The sequence below is a fragment of the Cupriavidus sp. HPC(L) genome, assembly GCF_000307735.3.
GTDB lineage: Bacteria > Pseudomonadota > Gammaproteobacteria > Burkholderiales > Burkholderiaceae > Cupriavidus.
This window is the reverse complement of sequence record NZ_AMPR02000157.1, coordinates 1-20062: the sequence shown is the minus strand read 5'-3', so window position 1 is coordinate 20062 and position 20062 is coordinate 1. Positions and strand designations below refer to the sequence as shown.

At 65.6% G+C, this 20062-nt stretch carries 19 protein-coding genes and 1 pseudogene; 19 read left to right on the top strand and 1 reads right to left on the bottom strand.

All coding sequences use genetic code 11. From position 1 onward, the window contains the following. Positions 1-92 precede the first annotated feature (92 nt). Positions 93-1037, bottom strand: coding sequence for a LysR substrate-binding domain-containing protein (locus tag B551_RS10950; RefSeq protein WP_006577650.1), 945 nt, complete (start codon positions 1035-1037; stop codon positions 93-95). Positions 1038-1235: 198 nt separating this feature from the next. On the opposite strand from B551_RS10950, the gene B551_RS10945 reads away from it, so the two are divergent. The 19 genes and pseudogenes from B551_RS10945 to B551_RS10855 form a co-directional block, all read left to right on the top strand. After that, the gene (locus B551_RS10945) at positions 1236-2240 is read left to right on the top strand and encodes a tripartite tricarboxylate transporter substrate binding protein BugE (RefSeq protein ID WP_006577651.1); all 1005 of its coding nucleotides are present in this window, start codon (positions 1236-1238) and stop codon (positions 2238-2240) included. After that, complete coding sequence (locus B551_RS10940) at positions 2240-3094, top strand: N-formylglutamate amidohydrolase (RefSeq protein ID WP_006577652.1); 855 nt, start codon at positions 2240-2242, stop codon at positions 3092-3094. Before B551_RS10945 ends, B551_RS10940 begins: the two co-directional genes overlap by 1 nt. 278 nt (positions 3095-3372) lie before the next feature. Then, positions 3373-5316, top strand: a complete 1944-nt coding sequence (gene mnmG / locus B551_RS10935; protein ID WP_006577653.1) for a tRNA uridine-5-carboxymethylaminomethyl(34) synthesis enzyme MnmG — start codon at positions 3373-3375, stop codon at positions 5314-5316. Between the two features lie 9 nt (positions 5317-5325). Next, positions 5326-6069: a 16S rRNA (guanine(527)-N(7))-methyltransferase RsmG gene (rsmG, locus tag B551_RS10930; protein ID WP_043438838.1), complete on the top strand. Its 744-nt coding sequence runs from the start codon at positions 5326-5328 to the stop codon at positions 6067-6069. Between the two features lie 25 nt (positions 6070-6094). Next, a complete protein-coding gene (locus tag B551_RS10925; RefSeq protein WP_006579397.1) occupies positions 6095-6877 on the top strand; it encodes a ParA family protein in 783 nt (260 codons plus the stop codon). Positions 6878-6911: 34 nt separating this feature from the next. Further along, positions 6912-7814, top strand: coding sequence for a ParB/RepB/Spo0J family partition protein (locus tag B551_RS10920; RefSeq protein ID WP_023264074.1), 903 nt, complete (start codon positions 6912-6914; stop codon positions 7812-7814). A 354-nt stretch (positions 7815-8168) separates the two neighbouring features. Continuing rightward, a complete protein-coding gene (locus tag B551_RS10915) occupies positions 8169-8639 on the top strand; it encodes an ATP synthase subunit I (protein WP_006579742.1) in 471 nt (156 codons plus the stop codon). A gap of 274 nt (positions 8640-8913) precedes the next feature. Then, entirely contained in the window at positions 8914-9777 is an 864-nt protein-coding gene (gene atpB, locus B551_RS10910; protein ID WP_043438836.1) for a F0F1 ATP synthase subunit A, read from the top strand. Between the two features lie 64 nt (positions 9778-9841). Further along, positions 9842-10108 carry a F0F1 ATP synthase subunit C gene (atpE, locus tag B551_RS10905; protein WP_006579745.1) on the top strand — a complete coding sequence of 89 codons (267 nt, stop codon included), beginning with the start codon at positions 9842-9844 and terminating at the stop codon, positions 10106-10108. A gap of 98 nt (positions 10109-10206) precedes the next feature. Further along, positions 10207-10677 (top strand): F0F1 ATP synthase subunit B, encoded by a 471-nt coding sequence (locus B551_RS10900; RefSeq protein WP_006579746.1) that lies wholly within the window; start codon positions 10207-10209, stop codon positions 10675-10677. A gap of 2 nt (positions 10678-10679) precedes the next feature. Then, the gene (locus B551_RS10895) at positions 10680-11222 is read left to right on the top strand and encodes a F0F1 ATP synthase subunit delta (protein ID WP_006579747.1); all 543 of its coding nucleotides are present in this window, start codon (positions 10680-10682) and stop codon (positions 11220-11222) included. Positions 11223-11263: 41 nt separating this feature from the next. After that, a complete protein-coding gene (gene atpA / locus B551_RS10890; protein WP_006579748.1) occupies positions 11264-12805 on the top strand; it encodes a F0F1 ATP synthase subunit alpha in 1542 nt (513 codons plus the stop codon). An 83-nt stretch (positions 12806-12888) separates the two neighbouring features. After that, complete coding sequence (gene atpG / locus B551_RS10885) at positions 12889-13764, top strand: F0F1 ATP synthase subunit gamma (protein WP_006579749.1); 876 nt, start codon at positions 12889-12891, stop codon at positions 13762-13764. A 45-nt stretch (positions 13765-13809) separates the two neighbouring features. Further along, the gene (gene atpD, locus B551_RS10880; RefSeq protein ID WP_023264072.1) at positions 13810-15213 is read left to right on the top strand and encodes a F0F1 ATP synthase subunit beta; all 1404 of its coding nucleotides are present in this window, start codon (positions 13810-13812) and stop codon (positions 15211-15213) included. Between the two features lie 87 nt (positions 15214-15300). Further along, positions 15301-15717, top strand: a complete 417-nt coding sequence (locus tag B551_RS10875; RefSeq protein WP_006579588.1) for a F0F1 ATP synthase subunit epsilon — start codon at positions 15301-15303, stop codon at positions 15715-15717. 692 nt (positions 15718-16409) lie between these two features. Further along, positions 16410-16835, top strand: coding sequence for a CoA-binding protein (locus B551_RS10870; RefSeq protein WP_006579587.1), 426 nt, complete (start codon positions 16410-16412; stop codon positions 16833-16835). A gap of 155 nt (positions 16836-16990) precedes the next feature. Beyond that, entirely contained in the window at positions 16991-17953 is a 963-nt protein-coding gene (locus tag B551_RS10865; protein ID WP_006579586.1) for an alpha/beta hydrolase, read from the top strand. Positions 17954-18058: 105 nt separating this feature from the next. Then, positions 18059-19159: a uroporphyrinogen decarboxylase gene (gene hemE, locus B551_RS10860; protein ID WP_006579585.1), complete on the top strand. Its 1101-nt coding sequence runs from the start codon at positions 18059-18061 to the stop codon at positions 19157-19159. A 512-nt stretch (positions 19160-19671) separates the two neighbouring features. Then, positions 19672-20062 (top strand): annotated as a pseudogene (locus B551_RS10855) (primosomal protein N'); the annotation flags it as partial.

Sequence of the window (20062 nt, the reverse complement as noted above, 5' to 3'; positions counted from 1 at the left end):
CGTGCTGTGGCACGCCGTTATTATTTCTCGTGGTTATGCTTTGGGCGGACTCATAATTGGAAAAAATGTTCTCGGCTTGAATATCCGAAGAATCATCGATCTCGTGAATCATTGTCCCGGATCCGCGCCACGTCCGGATCCTGCGCAGCCGTCTCCAGCAACCACTGCCTGAAGCGATTCAGCGCCGGATGGTCGCGCCGCTCCCGCGGCGCGCACAGGAAATAGCCGCGCGTCAGCCGGATCGGCAGGTCGAACGGCGCCACCACGCGGCCGGCCGCGATCTCGTCGCGTACCAGGCAGCGCTGCAACACCGCGATGCCGATATCGGCCTTGACCGCCTGCACCAGGATCGACACCTGGTCGAAACCGGTGGCCAGCGTCGGCGCAGCGTTGGGTACGCCCGCCGCGTGGAACCAGTGCTGCCAGTTTGCCGGCGCGCCGGTGTGGAACAGCAGCGGCTCCTGCAGCAGGTCCGCCGGCGTTTGCCACTGGCCGGCCTGGTGCCGCAGCCGCGCGCGCTCGGGATGGCAGACCGGCACCATCTCGCTGCCGATCACATAGTCGACCTGCAGATTGGGCCAGCTGGCGGCGGTACCCGCCAGCAGCGCCGCATCGGGCGCCGGACCCGAGAAGTCTTCGTCGCGCCGGTAGGGCACGAAGTCCAGCCGGATATCGGGATGGCGCCGATGGAAGTCGGGCAGCCGTGGCACCAGCCAGACGCTGGCCAGCGTGGGCAGGGCGGACAGCGTCAGATGGTGCTGGCGGTCGCCGGCCAGCAGTGCGGCGCTGGCCGATTCGATTGCCGCCAGCGGTCCCGCCACCGCCTCGAGAAACCCTCGGCCGGCGGCGGTCAGTACCAGCCGGTGCGCGTTGCGCTGGACCAGCGGCTGGCCGAAGTGCGCCTCCAGCCTGGCGATGGCCCGGCTGATTGCGCCCTGCGTCACGCACAGTTCCTCCGCGGCGCGGGTGAAGCTGCCCAGCCGCGCCGCGGTGGCGAAGGCGTGCAGCTCGGACATCGACGGCGATCGCAGGCGCATGCGGGCCTTTTTCGTTCACCGGCACGCGCGGTGCCGCGAGAATGAACTTTGGTAATGGAAGCGTGCAATATAGTCGTTTGTGCACGCTCGGTAAACTGCCCGACACTTGACGCGTCGCGGGGCGTCGTTGGTCCCTGGATCCGCCCCCCGCACCCTCTGCCGCATAGAACACAAGGCAATTCCAAGGAGAACATCGCCATGAACCGAGCCGTGACCACGCGTCGTCGCTTTGTGCTGTCCGCCATGACCACCGCCATCGCCGCTGCCGTGTTGTTGCCCGCCGCGGCCAGCGCCGCGCCGGCCAACTATCCCAGCCGCCCGATCCGCCTGATCGTGCCGTTCGCCGCTGGCGGGTCGACCGATTTGTCGGCGCGCCTGGTCGCCGAATTTGCCGGCCGCGAGCTGGGCCAGACCATCGTGGTCGAGAACAAGGGTGGGGCAGGCGGTTCGCTGGGCATGGGGGAAGTCGCCCGCTCGGCACCGGATGGCTACACGATCGGCATGGCCACGGTCAGCACGCATGGCTCGAACCCGGCCGTCTATCCGAAGCTCAGCTACGACCCGATCAAGGGCTTCGTGCCGGTGACCAACGTGGTGGCGATCCCCAGCGTGTTCGCGGTCCATCCGAGCGTGCCGGCCAAGACCATGAAGGAATTCATCGCGCTGGCCAAGGCCAACCCGGGCAAATACAGCTTTGCCTCGCCGGGCACCGGTTCCCTGGGTCACGTGAATATCGAGAACTTCATGATGCTGTCCGGCATCGATCTGCTGCATGTGCCGTACAAGGGCGCTGGCGTGGCGTTGAACGACGCGGTGGCGGGGCAGGTCAACGCGATCACCGACAACCTGTCGTCGACGCTGCCGCACGTCAAGGGCGGCCGCTTGCGCGCGCTGGCCGTGCTGGGCGGCAGCCGCTCGGCGCAGCTGCCGGATGTGCCGACCTACGCCGAACTCGGCTTCAAGGACATGGGCGAGGGCGGCTGGTTCGGCATCGTCGCGCCGGCCGGCACGCCGGCCCCGGTGGTGGCCAAGCTGAACGCCGCGATCCACAAGGCGATGCAGAACCCGGACTTCAAGCGCAAGGTCGAGGAATCGGGCGGCACGCTGGTGCCGACCACGCCCGAGCAGTTCAAGGTGCAGATCGAGCAGGCGATGGCTCGCTACGCGCGCGTGGCCAAGGCCGCCAAGATCGAGCTGAACTGATGGCAGCGGCGTTCGAACCGATCGTCCGCCGGCTGCCCGAGGGCGAACCGCTGCCGCTGGTCTGCGATTCGCCCCACAGCGGCACGCGCTATCCGGAAGACTTTGGCGCCGCCGTGCCGATGGCGCGGCTGCGCGAAGGGGAGGATACCCACGTCGATGCGCTGTGGGAGGCGGTACCGGCGGTCGGCGGCACGCTGATCGCCGCGAACTTCCCGCGCGTCTATATCGACCCGAACCGGATGCCGGACGATCTCGACCCGGCGCTGCTGGACGCGCCGTGGCCCGAGCCGCTGGCACCGGGCGAGAAGACGCGGCTGGGCTTCGGCCTGGTGTGGCGCAACATCGACGCCAGTACGCCGATCTACGCGCGCAAGCTCGGCGTGGCCGAGGTACGCAACCGGATCGAGCACTACTACCGGCCCTACCATGCGGCGCTGGCGGAAGCGGTGGACGCGACCTACCGCCGCTTCGGCGCGGTGTGGCATCTGAACCTGCACTCGATGCCGAACAATGCCTACGAGCGCTTGAAGAAGGTCAGCCCGCATCCGCTGGCTGATTTCGTGCTGGGCGACCGCGACGGTACCACCTGCGACCCGGAGTTCGTCGGGCTGATCGAGCTGGGGCTGCGCGACATGGGCTACACCGTCGCGCGCAACGACCCGTACAAGGGCGTGCAACTGATCGCGCAGATCGGCAGGCCGGCGGAGCGCCGCCACAGCCTGCAAATCGAGATCCGGCGTCCGCTCTATATGGACGAGCGCACCCGTGAGCGCAATGCCAACTTCGGCAAGGTGCAGCGGGATATGGGGCGGCTGCTGGAGCGGGTGGCGGCATACCTGCGGCAGCAGCGGTGATTCGTTGACGTTGCGAGAAGGCGAGTAATCCAAGGCCGGGCGATTGCCCGGCTTTTTTGTTTCACGTGGAACACCCGAACTGGCCGGGATTGGGCCTGTTTCACGTGAAACAACGGCCGCGACTACCTAGGATAATCCGGAGGTTCCACGTGAAACATGGCGGCGCCGAAGCACAATGTTTCACGTGGAACGGACCCGTGTCCGGAATGCCCCAATGAATGCCGGTATAATTCGGCATCCCGTTTTTCCCTCTCCAGCCTCCCGGAGGAGGTGCCCCCATGCTTTACCCGAAAGAATTCGATGTCATTGTCGTCGGCGGTGGCCATGCCGGCACCGAAGCGGCCTTGGCCGCGGCCCGTATGGGCTGCCAGACGCTGCTGCTGACCCATAGCATCGAGACGCTCGGGCAGATGAGCTGCAATCCGTCGATCGGCGGCATCGGCAAGGGGCATCTGGTCAAGGAAGTCGACGCCCTTGGCGGCGCCATGGCGGCCGCCACCGACGAGGCCGGCATCCAGTTCCGCATCCTGAATTCCAGCAAGGGCCCGGCCGTGCGTGCGACGCGCGCCCAGGCCGATCGTGTCTTGTACCGCAAGGCGATCCGCACCCGGCTGGAGAACCAGCCCAATCTGATGCTGTTCCAGCAGGCCGTCGACGACCTGATGGTCGAAGGCGACCGCGTGGTTGGCGCAGTGACGCAGGTTGGTGTCCGCTTCCGTGCCCGCGCGGTGGTGCTGACGGCAGGCACCTTCCTGGACGGCAAGATCCACGTGGGCCTGGACAACTACACCGGAGGCCGCGCCGGCGATCCCGCCGCGGTGACGCTGTCGGCCCGCCTCAAGGAGCTGAGGCTGCCGCAGGGCCGGCTGAAGACCGGCACGCCGCCGCGCATCGATGGCCGTACGATCGACTTCTCGGTGATGGAAGAACAGCCCGGCGACCTCGATCCGGTGCCGGTGTTCTCGTTCCTGGGCCGTCCTGAGCAGCATCCGCAGCAGCTGCCGTGCTGGATCACCCACACCAATGCCCGTACCCACGAGATCATCCGGGGCGGGCTGGATCGCTCGCCGATGTACACCGGCGTGATCGAAGGGGTGGGGCCGCGTTACTGCCCGAGCATCGAGGACAAGATCCATCGCTTTGCCAGCAAGGAAAGCCACCAGATCTTCCTGGAGCCGGAAGGGCTGACGACCAACGAGTTCTATCCCAACGGCATCTCGACCAGCCTGCCGTTCGATGTCCAGCTGGAGCTGGTGCATTCGATCCGCGGCCTCGAGAACGCCCATATCCTGCGTCCCGGCTATGCAATCGAGTACGACTACTTCGATCCGCGCGCGCTGAAGGCCTCGCTGGAGAGCAAGGCGATCGGCGGGCTGTTCTTCGCCGGCCAGATCAATGGCACCACCGGCTACGAAGAAGCCGCGGCCCAAGGGCTGCTGGCAGGCATCAACGCCGGCCGCTATGCGGAGGAGCGCGAGGCCTGGGCGCCGCGCCGCGACCAGGCGTACCTGGGCGTGCTGGTGGACGACCTGATCACGCGTGGCGTGACCGAGCCGTACCGGATGTTCACCAGCCGAGCCGAGTTCCGCCTGAGCCTGCGCGAGGACAACGCTGACATGCGGCTGACCGAGATCGGCCGCGAGCTCGGCGTGGTCGACGACGCGCGCTGGGACGCCTTCAACCGCAAGCGCGACGCTGTTTCACGTGAAACAGAGCGCCTGAAGAGCACCTGGGTCAACCCGGCCAGCCTTCCGGCGGAGGACGCGGTGCCGCTGCTCGGCAAGGCGATCGAGCGCGAATATAGCCTGGCGGACCTGCTGCGGCGTCCGGGCGTCGGCTACGAGGCACTGATGGCACTGCAGGACGGTCGCCATGCGCCGGGCGAGCCGCTGGCCGACGACCGGCTGCAGGCCGAACAGATCCGCGAGCAGATCGAGATCGGCATCAAGTACCACGGCTATATTGCCCGCCAGGCCGCCGAGGTCGACAAGCTGGAAGCCAACGAATCGACCCGGCTGCCGGACGACTTCGACTACACCGAAGTGCGCGGCCTCGGCTTCGAGGTCAGCCAGAAGCTGAACCAGCACCGTCCGCAGACGCTTGGCCAGGCCTCGCGCATCTCGGGCGTCACCCCGGCGGCCATCTCGCTGCTGTTGGTACATCTGAAGAAGAAGGGCATGGGGCGCGGCAAGACGGCCGGCTCGGGCCGCGAGGCGGCCTGAGTGAGCGGTCTGCAAGCATCCCGGGCGCGGCGCCACGGCGCGGTCGATGAGGCCGCCCAGCGCCGCCGCCTCGAGGCCGGCCTGGCCGCGATCGGCCTGCCGCTGGACGGTGCCCGCGTCGAGACGCTGCTCGCCTATCTGGCGCTGCTGCGCAAATGGAACGCCACCTATAACCTGACCGCAATCCGCCATCCGGACGAGATGCTGACGCATCATCTGCTGGACTCGCTGGCCGCGGTGCCGGCGCTGGCCGAAGCGGCGCGCCGGCCCGAGGTGACGCCGGGCGCGCGGGGCAGGGTGCTCGACGTCGGCTCGGGCGGTGGCATGCCGGGCCTGCCGCTGGCGATCGCCTGTCCCGACGTGTCGGTACTGATGGTCGACATCGTGCAGAAGAAAACCGCCTTCCTGACCCAGTGCCGTGCGCAGCTGCGGCTGGGCAATGCGGCGGCGCATTGGGGGCCGGTGGAAAAGCTTGCGGACGCCGACGGCTTCGCCGTGATCACGTCGCGGGCCTTCGCCGAGCTGACCGATTTCGTCACGCTCGCCGGCCATCTGCTGGCGCCCGGCGGCCGCCTGATCGCGATGAAGGGTATCTACCCGCAGGCGGAACTGGAGCGGATGGAGCAGGCCGGACTGATGTCGGCCTGGCAGGTCGAAGCGGTGCCGCAGCTGGCGGTGCCCGAACTGGACGCGCAGCGCCACCTGGTGGTGCTATCGCGCCGTGGTGAGCGCAGCGATGCGCGCGCCGACTGAATACAAGCGAGGAGCTGCAGAACCCATGGCAAAGGTATTCGTGATCGCAAACCAGAAGGGCGGGGTGGGCAAGACGACCACCACGGTGAACCTCGCCGCTGGCCTTGCCGCGCAAGGGCAGCGCGTGCTGCTGGTCGATCTCGATCCGCAAGGCAATGCGTCGATGGGTTCTGGCATCGACAAGCAGGGGCTGCAGCACAGCGTCTATCAGGTGCTGGTCGGCTTTGCCACGATCCCGCAGGCGCGCCAGCGTTCGGAGTCCGGCAAGTACGACGTGCTGCCGGCGAACCGCGAGCTGGCCGGTGCCGAAGTCGAACTGGTCGAGCTCGAACACCGCGAGCGCCGGCTGCGCCAGGCGCTGGCCGAGGTCGAGGGCGAGTACGATTTCGTGCTGATCGACTGCCCGCCGTCGCTGTCGCTGCTGACGCTGAACGGCCTGTGCGCCGCGCATGGCGTGATCGTGCCGATGCAGTGCGAGTACTTCGCGCTGGAGGGGCTGTCCGATCTGGTCAATACGATCAAGCAGGTACACGCGAACCTGAACAAGGACCTGAAGGTCATCGGGCTGCTGCGTGTGATGTTCGATCCGCGCGTGACGCTGCAGCAGCAGGTGTCCGCCCAGCTGGAAGCCCACTTCGGCGACAAGGTGTTCAAGACGATGATCCCGCGCAATGTCCGTCTGGCCGAGGCGCCGTCGTACGGCATGCCGGGCGTGGCCTTCGATCCCGCGTCGAAGGGCGCCAAGGCCTACCTCGATTTCGGCGCCGAGATGATCGCGCGCGTCAAGCAACTGGGCCAGATCGCCTGAGCCGGCGAACGGCAGCAAGCAAGGAGCCACCACCATGAGTACCGCGAAGAAGAAGGGCCTGGGCCGCGGGCTGGAAGCCCTGCTGGGCGGCCCGGCGGAGATCGTCGAGGCGGCGCGCCAGGACGGTTCTCCCACCGTGCTGCGCGTCGACCAGCTGCAGCCCGGCAAGTACCAGCCGCGCACGCGGATGGACGAGGGGGCGTTGCAGGAGCTTGCCGCGAGCATCCGCGCACAGGGGCTGATGCAGCCGATCCTGGTGCGGCGCGTGGCCGAGCCGGACCGCTACGAGATCATCGCGGGCGAGCGGCGCTTTCGCGCGTCGAAGCTGGCGGGCCTGGACAAGGTGCCGGTGCTGATCAAGGACGTGGCCGACGAGGCCGCCGCGGCGATGGCCCTGATCGAGAACATCCAGCGCGAGGATCTGAACCCGCTGGAAGAGGCGCAGGGCATCATGCGCTTGATCCGCGAATTCAAGTTCACCCACGAGCAGGCGGCCGAGTCGGTCGGCCGCTCGCGCAGCGCGGTGTCGAATCTGCTGCGTCTGCTGAACCTGGCGCAGCCGGTGCAGACGATGCTGATGGCCGGCGATCTCGACATGGGACATGCGCGCGCACTGCTCGCGGTGGACGGCGCGCATCAGATCACGCTGGCCAACCAGATCGTCAACAAGCGGCTGTCGGTGCGCGAGACCGAGAAGCTGGTGACCTCGACGCTGAAGCCGTTCGATCTGAAGTCGCTGAAGCAGAAGACCGGCCAGGGCGCGCGCGATGTGGCACGACTGGAGGAGGAGCTGTCCGACGCGCTCGGCATGCCGGTGCAGATCAAGCTCGGCGCCCGCGGCAAGGGCCAGCTGACCATCCAGTTTTCCAGCAACGACGCGCTCGACGGTGTACTTGCCCGTCTGCGCGAACCGGCCGCGGGGCGGCAGGTCGCATGAAGACAGTTGGGCGATGATCGCCCAATGGAGCCGAGCGAATGGCGCCGGGTTCTTCCCCCGGCGCCATTTTTTTGCTACGCAATCCGATTACGTGTCAGGTCATTGCCGCGCAATATCCGCGCAAGCATGATCAAGGCGAGATAGCAAGAGTTGTGGTGTTTTGCCTTGCAAGGCAACTGTAAGCAGATTGACTCGTTATCCGCATTCCCCGTAAAATCGTGCGGTTTGAATACTGGCCGAGGACGAAAAGTTCCTGGTCAGAACTGCAAGCAGGCAGACCGACAAGTTGTAGTGGCGACAGACCCCAAGCCGCCTCGCGCGGGATCGAATACCGACCGTACCGAGCGGAATTCCGTGCCTCAGCCGGATGACTGGGACCAGGACGACTGGCGCGACGACGATGAGCGCCCCGCGCCGATCCGGCCACTGTCGCACGACGATGCGGTGTCGCTGTTCGGTGAACGCGCGCTGCGGCCGTCGCGGATGACGCCGGGCAAGGTGGTACTGGCGCAAGTCGCGGTGACGCTGTTGTCGGCGATCGGCTGGGCGGTGTTCGGCCCCGAAGCCGGACCGTACGGCTGGTCGGCGCTGTTCGGCGGCGCCGTGTGCTGCGTGCCAAGCGCGTTCTTCGCCTTCCGGCTGTGGCTCGCGCGGGACCGTGCGTCGATCGGCGGCCTGGTGATCGGCGAGGCGATCAAGGTGCTGGCCACCGTCGCGCTGTTCGTGCTGGTGGTGGTGCTGTACCGCGATCTGCGTTGGGTGCCGATGCTGGTCACGTTCCTGCTTGCGTTGAAGACGTACTGGGTGGCGCTGGCGATTCGATAGAGGGTTCGATCGATTTTCGATTCGTCGAATTGCAGATTGCCATGCCCCGAACCGGTGCCGCGTTGTCCTGATTCAGGGCAATTGAGGGCCGGTTTCGAGAAAACAAGGTTTGGATGTCGCACCGATCGGAATCGGGCGCGGCGTCGGGAAGTAACGAAGCGTCTTGCATTGCGGTGACCGGCCGACGAGCCGAAGGCGGTGCAAGAAGCATACCGAGTGTTCGCGATGGCGAATGCTGGTCAAACAGGTTTCGCAATATACGGTTCGATTCGACATGGCAACTGCTCAAGGCGCTGAAAACGCGCTCACCCCATCCGGCTATATCGCCGAACATTTGCAGAACCTGAATTCGATCGGCGGCAAGCAGGCCTCCGTGGTCGACTTCAGCGTGATCAATTACGACACCGTGATCTGGTCGGTGCTGTGCGGCGCGATCGCCGTGCTGTTCCTGTACATGGCCGCGCGCCGTGTCACCGCCGGCGTGCCGGGCCGCTTCCAGGCCTTCGTCGAGATGATCGTCGAGATGGTCGACGATCAGGCCAAGGGCATCATCCACGGCGACCGCTCGTGGATCGCGCCGCTGGCGCTGATGGTGTTCTGCTGGATCACCATGATGAACGCGATCGACCTGATCCCGGTTGACTGGGTCCATGGCCTGAACCACCTGCTGGGCGTGTTCGGCTTTCACCTGCCGCACCACAAGGCCGTGGCGACCGCAGACCTGAACGGCACGCTGGGCATGTCGTTCGCCGTGCTGATCCTGATGATCTACTACAGCTTCAAGATCAAGGGCGCGGGCGGCTTCGCGCACGAACTGCTGTCGGCCCCGTTCGGCGGCAAGTGGTACCTGGCCCCGTTCAACCTGGTGCTGAACATCATCGAATTCCTGGCCAAGGCCGTTTCGCTCGGCATGCGACTGTTCGGCAATATGTACGCGGGCGAACTGGTGTTCCTGCTGATCGCGCTGCTGGGCTCGATGTGGACCTTCGGCGCCGACCTGTCGGCTCTGGGCTTCGTCGGCCACGTGATTGCCGGCGCGGTCTGGGCGATCTTCCACATCCTGATCGTGCTGCTGCAGGCCTTCATTTTCATGATGCTGACGCTGGTGTACCTCGGCCAGGCACACGACAAGCACTGATTTCCGGTTTTTTGGTTTTTGGTTTTTTTGGTTCTAAGTCTCTTCTCAAATTAAAGGAGTCGTCATGCAAGAATTTCTCGCCAACATCCAGGGTCTGACCGCCATCGGTATCGGCATCATCATCGGCCTGGGCGCGATCGGTGCCTGCCTGGGTATCGCTCTGATGGGTGGCAAGTACATCGAAGCCTGCGCGCGTCAGCCGGAACTGATGAACCCGCTGCAGACCAAGATGTTCCTGCTGGCCGGCCTGATCGACGCGGCATTCCTGATCGGTGTGGGTGTGGCCATGCTGTTCGCGTTCGCCAACCCGCTGCTGGCCGTCATTCAGTAAATCTTTTCGGTCTGCATGATGCTGACGGGCGGCGCAGGCCACTAGCCTGGCCGCCTTTGCGCATTTATCTGTAGTTTGATTACCGAAAGGAACACACCATGAATCTGAACGCAACGTTTTTTGCGCAGATGGTCGTGTTCTTCATCCTGTGGTGGGTTGTCGCCAAATTCATTTGGCCGCCGCTGGTGAAGGCGCTCGACGAACGCGCAAAGAAAATCGCCGACGGTCTCGCGGCTGCCGAAAAGGGCAAGGCCGAACTCGAGCTGGCCAACAAGCGCGTGGACGTGGCTCTGGCCGAAGCCCGCGCCGAAGGTGCGCAACGCGTCGCCGACGCCGAGAAGCGCGCCCAGATGGTCGCCGAAGAGATCAAGCAAAACGCCCAGGCCGAAGCCGCACGCATCATCGCGCAAGCGAAGGCGGACGCCGAGCAGCAGGTCACCAAGGCACGCGAGCAGCTGCGCGACCAGGTCGCCGTGCTGGCCGTCAAGGGTGCAGAGCAGATCCTCAAGCGTGAAGTGAATGCGCAGGTCCACGCCGACCTGCTCAACCAACTGAAGGCCGAGCTCTAATCATGGCAGAAACCGCAACCATTGCCCGTCCCTACGCCGAGGCGCTGTTCCGCGTCGCCAGCGAGGCCAACGCCGGCAATCTGGGTGCATGGTCCGAGCTGGTTTCGGAAATGGGGCAGGTCGCGGCCACCCCGGAGATCAAGGCGCTGGCCGACGATCCGAACGTTCCCGGCGACAAGCTGGCCGAACTGTTCCTGTCGGTGCTGAAGTCTCCGGCCAACGACGAGGCGCGCCGCTTCGTGCAGTTGCTGGTGGACAACGACCGCCTGACCGTGCTGCCGGAGATTGCCGAGCAGTTCCATGCGCTGAAGAACGCCCAAGAAGGTTCGGCCGACGTCGAAATCACCAGCGCGTTCCCGCTCGACGGCGCGTCGCTGACCGATCTGGTCGCCTCGCTCGAACGCAAGTTCGGGCGCAAGCTGGTGCCGGCCGTGACGGTCGACCCCTCGCTGATCGGCGGCGTTCGCGTCAAGGTGGGCGACGAAGTGCTGGACACCTCGGTGCGCGCGCGCCTGGCCGCCATGCAAGCCGCGCTGACCGCCTGATGTGCGGACAGCCGACGGATTGAAGAATTAGGAGCATTGTGATGCAACTGAACCCCTCAGAAATCAGCGAGCTGATCAAGTCCCGCATCTCGGGCCTTGGCGCCGAAGCTGAAGTGCGCAACACCGGCACGGTGATTTCCGTGACCGATGGCATCTGCCGCGTGCACGGCCTGTCCGGCGTGATGCAGGGCGAGATGCTGGAATTCCCCGGCAACACCTTCGGCCTGGCGCTGAACCTCGAGCGCGACTCTGTCGGCGCCGTGGTGCTGGGCGACTACGAGCACATCTCGGAAGGCGACCAGGTCAAGTGCACCGGCCGCATTCTGGAAGTGCCGGTGGGCAAGGAACTGCTGGGCCGCGTGGTCAACACGCTGGGCCAGCCGATCGATGGCAAGGGCCCGATCAACGCCAAGCAGACCGACGTGATCGAGAAGGTCGCCCCGGGCGTGATCGCACGCCAGTCGGTGAGCCAGCCGGTGCAGACCGGCCTGAAGTCGATCGACGCGATGGTGCCGATCGGCCGCGGCCAGCGCGAGCTGATCATCGGCGACCGCCAGACGGGCAAGACCGCCGTCGCCGTCGACGCGATCATCAACCAGAAGGGCAAGGGCGTCTTCTGCGTCTACGTGGCAATCGGCCAGAAGGCTTCGACGATCGCCAACGTGGTACGCAAGCTGGAAGAGACCGGCGCGATGGAGTACACGGTCGTGGTGGCCGCCGCCGCTTCGGACTCGGCTGCCATGCAGTACCTGGCCGCCTACGCCGGCTGCACGATGGGCGAGTACTTCCGCGATCGCGGCGAAGACGCGCTGATCGTCTATGACGACCTGACCAAGCAGGCCTGGGCCTATCGCCAGGTGTCGCTGCTGCTGCGCCGCCCGCCCGGCCGCGAAGCCTACCCCGGCGACGTGTTCTACCTGCACTCGCGTCTGCTGGAGCGCGCCGCGCGCGTCAACGCCGACTACGTCGAGAAGTTCACGAACGGCGAAGTCAAGGGCAAGACCGGTTCGCTGACCGCGCTGCCCGTGATCGAAACGCAGGCCGGCGACGTGTCCGCGTTCGTGCCGACCAACGTGATCTCGATTACCGACGGCCAGATCTTCCTGGAAACCGACCTGTTCAACGCCGGTATCCGCCCCGCGATCAACGCCGGTATCTCGGTGTCGCGCGTCGGTGGCGCCGCCCAGACCAAGGTCATCAAGAAGCTGTCCGGCGGTATCCGTACCGACCTGGCCCAGTACCGTGAACTGGCTGCGTTCGCGCAGTTCGCCTCGGACCTGGACGATGCCACCCGCAAGCAGCTCGAGCGCGGCCGCCGCGTGATGGAACTGCTCAAGCAGCCGCAATACCAGCCGCTGCAGGTGTGGCAGCTGGCCGCGTCGCTGTACGCCGCCAACAATGGCTTCCTCGACAACGTGGAAGTGAAGGACATCCTGCCGTTCGAAAAGGGCCTGCACGACCACCTGAAGACCAAGTACGCCGATCTCGTCAACCGTATCGAAGACACCAAGGATCTGTCGAAGGACGACGAAGCCGCCCTGCGTGCCGCGATCGAGGATTTCAAGAAGTCCGCCGCGTTCTAACCGCGTGATTCCACGGACCGCGCAACCGGCCTGCGCCTGAAAGGGAAGGCAGCCGGCGGCGCGGCACGACTGGAGAGGAAGATATGGCCGGAACGAAAGAGATTCGAACCAAGATCAAGAGCGTGCAGAACACGCGCAAGATCACCAAGGCGATGGAAATGGTCGCCGCATCCAAGATGCGCAAGGCGCAGGAGCGGATGCGGGCTGCCCGTCCGTACGCCGAGAAGGTGCGCAACATTGCCGCGCACCTGGCCACGGCCAACCCGGAGTTCAAGCATCCGTTCCTGCAGGCGCGCGACGTCAAGCGCGCCGGCTTGATCGTGGTGACGACCGACAAGGGGCTGTGCGGCGGCCTGAACACCAACGTGCTGCGCGCCGTCACCAACGAGCTGCGCGAATGGCAGAACCGCGGTGTGCAGGTGCAAAGCACCGCGATCGGCACCAAGGGTATGCAGTTCCTGGGCCGCGTTGGCGCCAAGGTGGTCTCGCACGTGGTGCATCTGGGCGATACGCCGCATCTGGAAAAGCTGATCGGCGCGATCAAGGTCCAGCTCGACGCCTTCACCAATGGTGAGGTGGACGCCGTGTACCTGGCGTACACGAAGTTCGTCAACACCATGAAGCAGGAGCCGATGGTCGAGCAGCTGCTGCCGCTGTCCGCCGAGCGGATGGCGCAGACCGAAGAGGAAAAGCGCGCTTACTCGTGGGATTACATCTACGAGCCCGACGCCCAGACGGTGGTGGAAGACCTGCTGGTCCGCTACGTCGAAGCGCTGGTGTACCAAGCCGTGGCCGAGAACATGGCGTCCGAGCAATCGGCACGCATGGTGGCCATGAAGGCGGCGTCCGACAACGCCAAGAACGTGATTGCAGAACTGCAGCTGGACTACAACAAGACCCGCCAGGCAGCGATCACCAAGGAATTGTCGGAAATCGTCAGCGGTGCGGCAGCGGTGTAACTGACGAGACTGGGCGTCAAGAATTCAAGCTATCGGAGATACGAAATGAGTATCGGAAATATTGTGCAGTGTATTGGCGCCGTGGTGGACATCGAGTTCCCCCGCGACGCGCTGCCGAAGGTGTACGACGCGCTGGTGCTGGAAGAGAGCAACGAAGCGTCGTTCGCCGAGAAGGGCCTGACCTTCGAAGTGCAGCAGCAGCTCGGTGACGGCGTGGTCCGTACCATCGCGCTGGGCTCGTCCGACGGCCTGCGCCGCGGCATGGCGGTGAAGAACACCGGCGCGCCGATTTCGGTGCCCGTCGGTCACGGCACGCTGGGCCGCATCATGGACGTGCTGGGTCGTCCCATCGACGAAGCGGGCCCGATCGCCGCGGACGAAGTGCGCGCGATTCACCAGAAGGCCCCGCAGTTCGATGAGCTGTCGCCTTCGGTCGACCTGCTCGAAACCGGCATCAAGGTGATCGACCTGGTCTGCCCGTTCGCCAAGGGCGGCAAGGTTGGCCTGTTCGGCGGTGCCGGCGTCGGCAAGACCGTCAACATGATGGAGCTGATCAACAACATCGCCAAGCAGCACAGCGGCTTGTCGGTGTTCGCCGGCGTGGGCGAGCGTACCCGTGAAGGGAACGACTTCTACCACGAAATGAAGGACTCGAACGTGCTCGACAAGGTGGCCATGGTGTTCGGCCAGATGAACGAGCCGCCGGGCAACCGTCTGCGCGTGGCGCTGACCGGCCTGACCATGGCCGAGCGCTTCCGTGACGAAGGCCGCGACATCCTGTTCTTCGTCGACAACATCTACCGCTACACGCTGGCCGGTACCGAAGTGTCGGCACTGCTGGGCCGTATGCCTTCGGCCGTGGGCTATCAGCCGACGCTGGCCGAGGAAATGGGCAAGCTGCAGGAGCGCATCACGTCGACCAAGACCGGCTCGATCACCTCGATCCAGGCCGTCTACGTGCCCGCGGATGACTTGACCGACCCGTCGCCCGCCACCACCTTCCTGCACCTGGACTCGACCGTCGTGCTGTCGCGTGACATCGCCGCGCTGGGTATCTACCCGGCCGTCGACCCGCTCGACTCGACCTCGCGTCAGCTCGACCCGCAGATCGTTGGTACCGAGCACTACGAAGTGGCCCGCCGTGTCCAGCAGACGCTGCAGCGCTACAAGGAACTGCGCGACATCATCGCGATTCTGGGCATGGACGAACTGTCGCCGGAAGACAAGCTGGCGGTGGCGCGCGCACGGAAGATCCAGCGTTTCCTGTCGCAGCCCTTCCACGTTGCGGAAGTATTCACGGGTTCGCCGGGCAAGTACGTGCCGCTGAAGGAAACCATCCGCGGCTTCAAGATGCTGGTGGACGGCGAGTGCGATCACCTGCCCGAGCAGGCGTTCTACATGGTCGGCTCGATCGACGAAGCCTTCGAGAAGGCCAAGAAGCTCCAGTAAGCCTCGCCAAGCGACGGCGCGCCGGCACGGTCTGCGTGCGCGGGCGCGCCGCCGTTGCAAGCGAAGCGACTGGACAAAGGAATTCACATGGCAACCATTCTTGTAGACGTCGTCAGCGCGGAAGCCTCGATCTTCTCCGGCCAGGCGAAGTTCGTGGCGCTGCCGGGCGAGTCGGGTGAGCTGGGCATCCTGCCCGGGCACACGCCGCTGATCACGCGCATCCATCCGGGTGCGGTGCGGATCGAGAAGGAAGACGGCAGCGAAGAGTTCGTGTTCGTCGCCGGCGGCATTCTGGAAGTCCAGCCCAAGCACGTCACCGTGCTGGCCGACACCGCGATCCGTGGCGCCGACCTCGACGAGGCCAAGGCGCAGGAAGCAAAGCGCGCGGCCGAGGAGCTGCTGCAGAACCAGAGCAGCGAGTTCGATCTGGCGCGTGCGCAGAGCGAGCTGGCGGTCGCCGCTGCCCAGCTGGCGGCCATCGCGCGCCTGCGCCGGAAGAAGTAAGCAGGGCCGGCTCTGGCGTTGCTTTTTCGTCAGCGCGAAGGAAAAAGGCAGCCGCGAGGCTGCCTTTTTCCATGATGCGAGCTATGCTGTTGGCTGAAGTCAGACAAACACTGACAAAAAACTAAAACGACAAAAAAAAGCGCGCGGGCCGGGGAGGCTCCGCGCGGACGGGAAAATCCCTTCGAGGGGTCAATTCGAAGGAACGGGTTCGGTCGGGCGACGTGTAGCGTGTCCTGTTGCATGGACAACCTGTCTTGCAGGCTTCGCTACCGTTCGCCGCACACCGGTATCCAACCAGGCGCTCGATCCACTACTATTCGCGCCGTTTATCGGGACACCGGCAGTACATTCTGCTGCTGGGCTTTCTTCAGGGCGCCTGGGGCTCTCTGGCTTGCGGCGCCGTCACAAAGTTCACATTGTGTCAAAGCATTGTGGGGGAAACTTCCCCTGATGGCAGTAACAAAGTGTATCGGTTTGCAAGTAGTTGAAAGCGAAAAGACGGCAAATTCGCCGCAATAGCCACAAAAATCGGGCCACTTTGTTGGCTGCCGCACGCTGGCATCGTTCTGGTGCATGACTATTTCCGTTTCGGCACTGCTCCCCGCGTCACCTCGCCGGGGTTGACGCGGGGGGCGTGCACCGGCAGTGTTCCATCGCATCGGGCCACCCGCCCGCTTGTCGAGGAGCACTGAATGGACGCCCTGCAGGCCGATATCGAAGGCATGTTGAAGCTGCGCACGGTCGCCGTGGTCGGCCTGTCCGACAAGCCCGAGCGCGCCAGCCACGAGGTGGCCGCCTTCCTGCAGCGGCACGGTCACCGGATCGTGCCCGTCAACCCGAACCACGCCGGCGAGTCGATCCTTGGCGAGCGCTGCCATGCCTCGCTGCACGACGCCGCCAAGGCGTTGGCGGCGGAGGGCGCGCGCATCGACTGGGTCGATATCTTCCGGCGCTCGCCCGATGTGCCGCCCGTGGTGGACGAGGCGATCGCGATCGGCGCCCGTGGGGTCTGGCTGCAACTGGGCATCGTCAACGACGAGGCATTGGCCCGTGCGAAGCGCGCCGGCCTGATGGCGGTGCAGGACCGCTGCAGCAAGATCGAGTCGATGCGCAGTTGAGCGGCGCCGCCGCATATTGTCGCTCTCGCCTATCATTCGGGCCTCCGATTCGACCTTTCGATTCGACCTTTCGATTCGACCTTTCGATTCGACCTTTCGCTTCGCCCCTCGCATTCCGTCTTTCGTTCCACTCCACGTTTGTTGCCCAGCGCGCCATGGCCATCGACCCAGACCTGCTTGCCTACTATCGCGGACTCGCCGAGCGCTATGCCGGCGCGCCGGTGCCTGCCAATGCGGTAGAGCGGCGCGCCCGCTTCCGCGAGGTCGCGGCGCTGTCGCGCCGCCCCGATCCGGATGGCCTGGCCATATCCGAGCTGCAAATCGCGCTGCAGGGCAGGGCGCTGAACGCGCGACTGTTCCGGCCGACCGAGCCGGACAAGCCCCGCCTGTTGGTCTATTTCCACGGCGGCGGCTGGGTCGTGGGCTCGCACGACACCCATCATGGCGTCGCCGCGGCGCTGGCACTCGATACCGGCTGCGCGGTCGTCAGCGTCGACTACCGGCTGGCGCCCGAGCATGCCTATCCCGCCCCCTGTGACGACGCGCTCGACGCGATCCGCTGGCTGGCGGAACGGCGCGACGCGCTCGACGTCGATCCGCGTTTCCTTGCCGTCGCCGGCGACAGCGCCGGTGGCCATCTCGCGGCGCAGGCCGCGGCGCTGGCCAATGCCGATACGCCTGGCCTGGTGCGCGCGCAGTTGCTGATCTATCCGGTCACCGCGCCCCGGTTCGCCAGCGAGAGCTATCGCGCCTTTGCGTCAGGGCCGGGCCTGACCCGCGACGAAATGGCGTGGTACTGGGCGCAGTTCGTCGGCGAAGCCCGCCTCGCCGACGGTACCGCGATGGACGATCCCCGGCTGCACCTGATGACGCGGCTTCCCGGCGGCGCCGGCGCGGCCCCTCCGTCGACGGTGGTGCTGGTCGCGGCTCACGACGTGCTGCGCGACGACGGCCTCGCATACGCCGATCATCTGGTCCGCGAAGGCGCCGCGGTGATCACGATCGAGGCGAGTGGCATGACCCATGGCTTCGCCCGCTTGCAGGGCGAATCGCCGCGGGCCCGGGAATGGATGCGGCGCGGCGCCCAGGCCTTCGTGCAATTGCTGGACGAGGAATGAGTCCGGGCGCAAGCGTGCGCGGCATCATGGCAGCGCCATACCGCTGATAGTGGCGGCGCCGGGGTGGCGATCCCGTAGAATGGCGGGCTGCTGACGAGGACCGCCATGACCGCACTGCAAAACGACATCTTCCTGCGCGCGCTGCGCCGCCAGCCGACCGAATACACACCGCTGTGGCTGATGCGCCAGGCCGGGCGCTACCTGCCCGAGTACAACGCCACGCGCGCACGGGCCGGCAGCTTCCTGGGCCTGGCGAAAAATCCGGCCTTTGCCACCGAAGTCACGCTGCAGCCGCTCGACCGCTTTCCGCTCGACGCCGCGATCCTGTTCTCCGACATCCTGACCGTACCCGATGCGATGGGCCTGGGCCTGTCGTTTGCGCAGGGCGAAGGTCCGCGCTTTGCACGGCCGCTGCGCACCGAGGCCGATGTCGCCAGGCTGGCGGTGCCGGACATGAGCGAGCTGCAGTACGTATTCGATGCGGTCGCGTCGATCCGCCGCGCGCTGGTGCAGGACGGCCGCCAGCGCGTGCCGCTGATCGGCTTCTCCGGCAGCCCGTGGACGCTGGCCTGCTACATGGTCGAAGGCGGCGGCTCCGACGACTTCCGGCTGGTCAAGGGCATGATGTACGCCCGTCCCGACCTGATGCACCGGATCCTGGAGATCAATGCGCAGGCGGTATCCGCCTACCTGAACGCGCAGATCGAGGCCGGCGCGCAGGCCGTGATGCTGTTCGATACCTGGGGTGGCACGCTGGCCGACGGCATGTACCAGCGCTTCTCGCTGGACTACATGCGCAAGGTCATCGCCGGCCTGCGCCGCGAGCATCAGGGCGAGAGCGTGCCGGTGATCGTCTTTACCAAGGGCGGCGGCCTGTGGCTGGAGCAGCTGGCGGACAGCGGCGCCGACGCCATCGGCCTGGACTGGACCGTCAATCTGGCCGCCGCACGCCGGCGCACCGGCGGCCGCGTGGCCTTGCAGGGCAACCTGGACCCGACCGTGCTGTTCGCGGACGAGGCCGGCATTCGCGAACAGGCGCGCCGCGTGCTGGACGATTACGCGGCCGACGGTGGCAGCGATGGCCATGTCTTCAACCTCGGACATGGCATCTCGCAATTCACGCCGCCGGAGAGCGTGTCGGTGCTGGTGGACGAAGTGCATCGCCACAGCCGGGTGCTGCGGCAGCGCGAGGGCACGCAGGCATAGGCCAGCCGCCTGCTGCAAGCCGTCTGTGCTGCCGATTCGTGCGCTTGCGGGGCGCCATCATGGCGCTTCGGCGATGAATCGGTGCCTGTCAAGGCTTGACTTATGCACACAAATGGGCTTTCCGCAGTGCACGACCGGGTTATTACTTAACACGATTGGGGGATATTGCTAAGTCATTGATTTTTAATGACTTGACAGCAGGCCTTGGAGCGTGGTGGTGACCCAGAAAGCCTTGTTTCGCGCGCCTTCACGGCAAGTAGGCCCAAGTTTTCAACAAAGTTATCCACAGGCGATGTGGAGAGAGGGGAAAACTGGTCATCTATCATCGACTTAGCCCCACATTTGAAGTTTTACTTTAAGTTGATGCTGCACTGCACCCAATCGACGGCGCCTCGCCGCCGTACTCCGGACAGCGCGCCGCCGATGCACAGTCTCGGCGACGACGTGTCGGGTATGGTGCGCACTCCAGCCGACCCGGTCTGCCATCGCCGCCCGCGCTGATCGTGTCCTCCCTGTCCTCATCTCCGTCAAGCTCGCCGCCGCAACACGAAGCCGCAGGCACCGTAGCGCCGCTGGTACAGATCGCGCTGGACACGCCCGCCGACGACCGCTTCGACTATCTGAACGCCGATCCCGACGGCGGCCGGGTCCGCCCGGGCGAGGTCGTGGCCGTACCATTCGGCCGACGCGAGATGGTTGGCGTGGCGATTGCCGGTACCGATCGCAGCGAGGTACCGGCCGACAAGCTGCGGCCGGTCTCGCACCGGCTGGCCTGGCTGCCACCGCTCAATGCGCACTGGCTCGCACTGGCCGCTTTCGCGGCTGCCTATTACCACCGGCGGCTCGGTGAGGTGATCCTGCCCGCCTTGCCGCCCGGTTTGCGTGACCCGCAGGCGTGGCCAC

Bases quoted from the DNA above. Each gene is read 5' to 3' on its own strand.
- B551_RS10950 (WP_006577650.1), bottom strand. From the start codon at position 1,037: ATGCGCCTGCGATCGCCGTCGATGTCCGAGCTGCACGCCTTCGCCACC.
- B551_RS10945 (WP_006577651.1), top strand. From the start codon at position 1,236: ATGAACCGAGCCGTGACCACGCGTCGTCGCTTTGTGCTGTCCGCCATG.
- B551_RS10940 (WP_006577652.1), top strand. From the start codon at position 2,240: ATGGCAGCGGCGTTCGAACCGATCGTCCGCCGGCTGCCCGAGGGCGAA.
- mnmG (WP_006577653.1), top strand. From the start codon at position 3,373: ATGCTTTACCCGAAAGAATTCGATGTCATTGTCGTCGGCGGTGGCCAT.
- B551_RS10925 (WP_006579397.1), top strand. From the start codon at position 6,095: ATGGCAAAGGTATTCGTGATCGCAAACCAGAAGGGCGGGGTGGGCAAG.
- B551_RS10920 (WP_023264074.1), top strand. From the start codon at position 6,912: ATGAGTACCGCGAAGAAGAAGGGCCTGGGCCGCGGGCTGGAAGCCCTG.
- atpB (WP_043438836.1), top strand. From the start codon at position 8,914: ATGGCAACTGCTCAAGGCGCTGAAAACGCGCTCACCCCATCCGGCTAT.
- atpE (WP_006579745.1), top strand. From the start codon at position 9,842: ATGCAAGAATTTCTCGCCAACATCCAGGGTCTGACCGCCATCGGTATC.
- B551_RS10900 (WP_006579746.1), top strand. From the start codon at position 10,207: ATGAATCTGAACGCAACGTTTTTTGCGCAGATGGTCGTGTTCTTCATC.
- B551_RS10895 (WP_006579747.1), top strand. From the start codon at position 10,680: ATGGCAGAAACCGCAACCATTGCCCGTCCCTACGCCGAGGCGCTGTTC.
- atpA (WP_006579748.1), top strand. From the start codon at position 11,264: ATGCAACTGAACCCCTCAGAAATCAGCGAGCTGATCAAGTCCCGCATC.
- atpG (WP_006579749.1), top strand. From the start codon at position 12,889: ATGGCCGGAACGAAAGAGATTCGAACCAAGATCAAGAGCGTGCAGAAC.
- atpD (WP_023264072.1), top strand. From the start codon at position 13,810: ATGAGTATCGGAAATATTGTGCAGTGTATTGGCGCCGTGGTGGACATC.
- B551_RS10875 (WP_006579588.1), top strand. From the start codon at position 15,301: ATGGCAACCATTCTTGTAGACGTCGTCAGCGCGGAAGCCTCGATCTTC.
- B551_RS10870 (WP_006579587.1), top strand. From the start codon at position 16,410: ATGGACGCCCTGCAGGCCGATATCGAAGGCATGTTGAAGCTGCGCACG.
- B551_RS10865 (WP_006579586.1), top strand. From the start codon at position 16,991: ATGGCCATCGACCCAGACCTGCTTGCCTACTATCGCGGACTCGCCGAG.
- hemE (WP_006579585.1), top strand. From the start codon at position 18,059: ATGACCGCACTGCAAAACGACATCTTCCTGCGCGCGCTGCGCCGCCAG.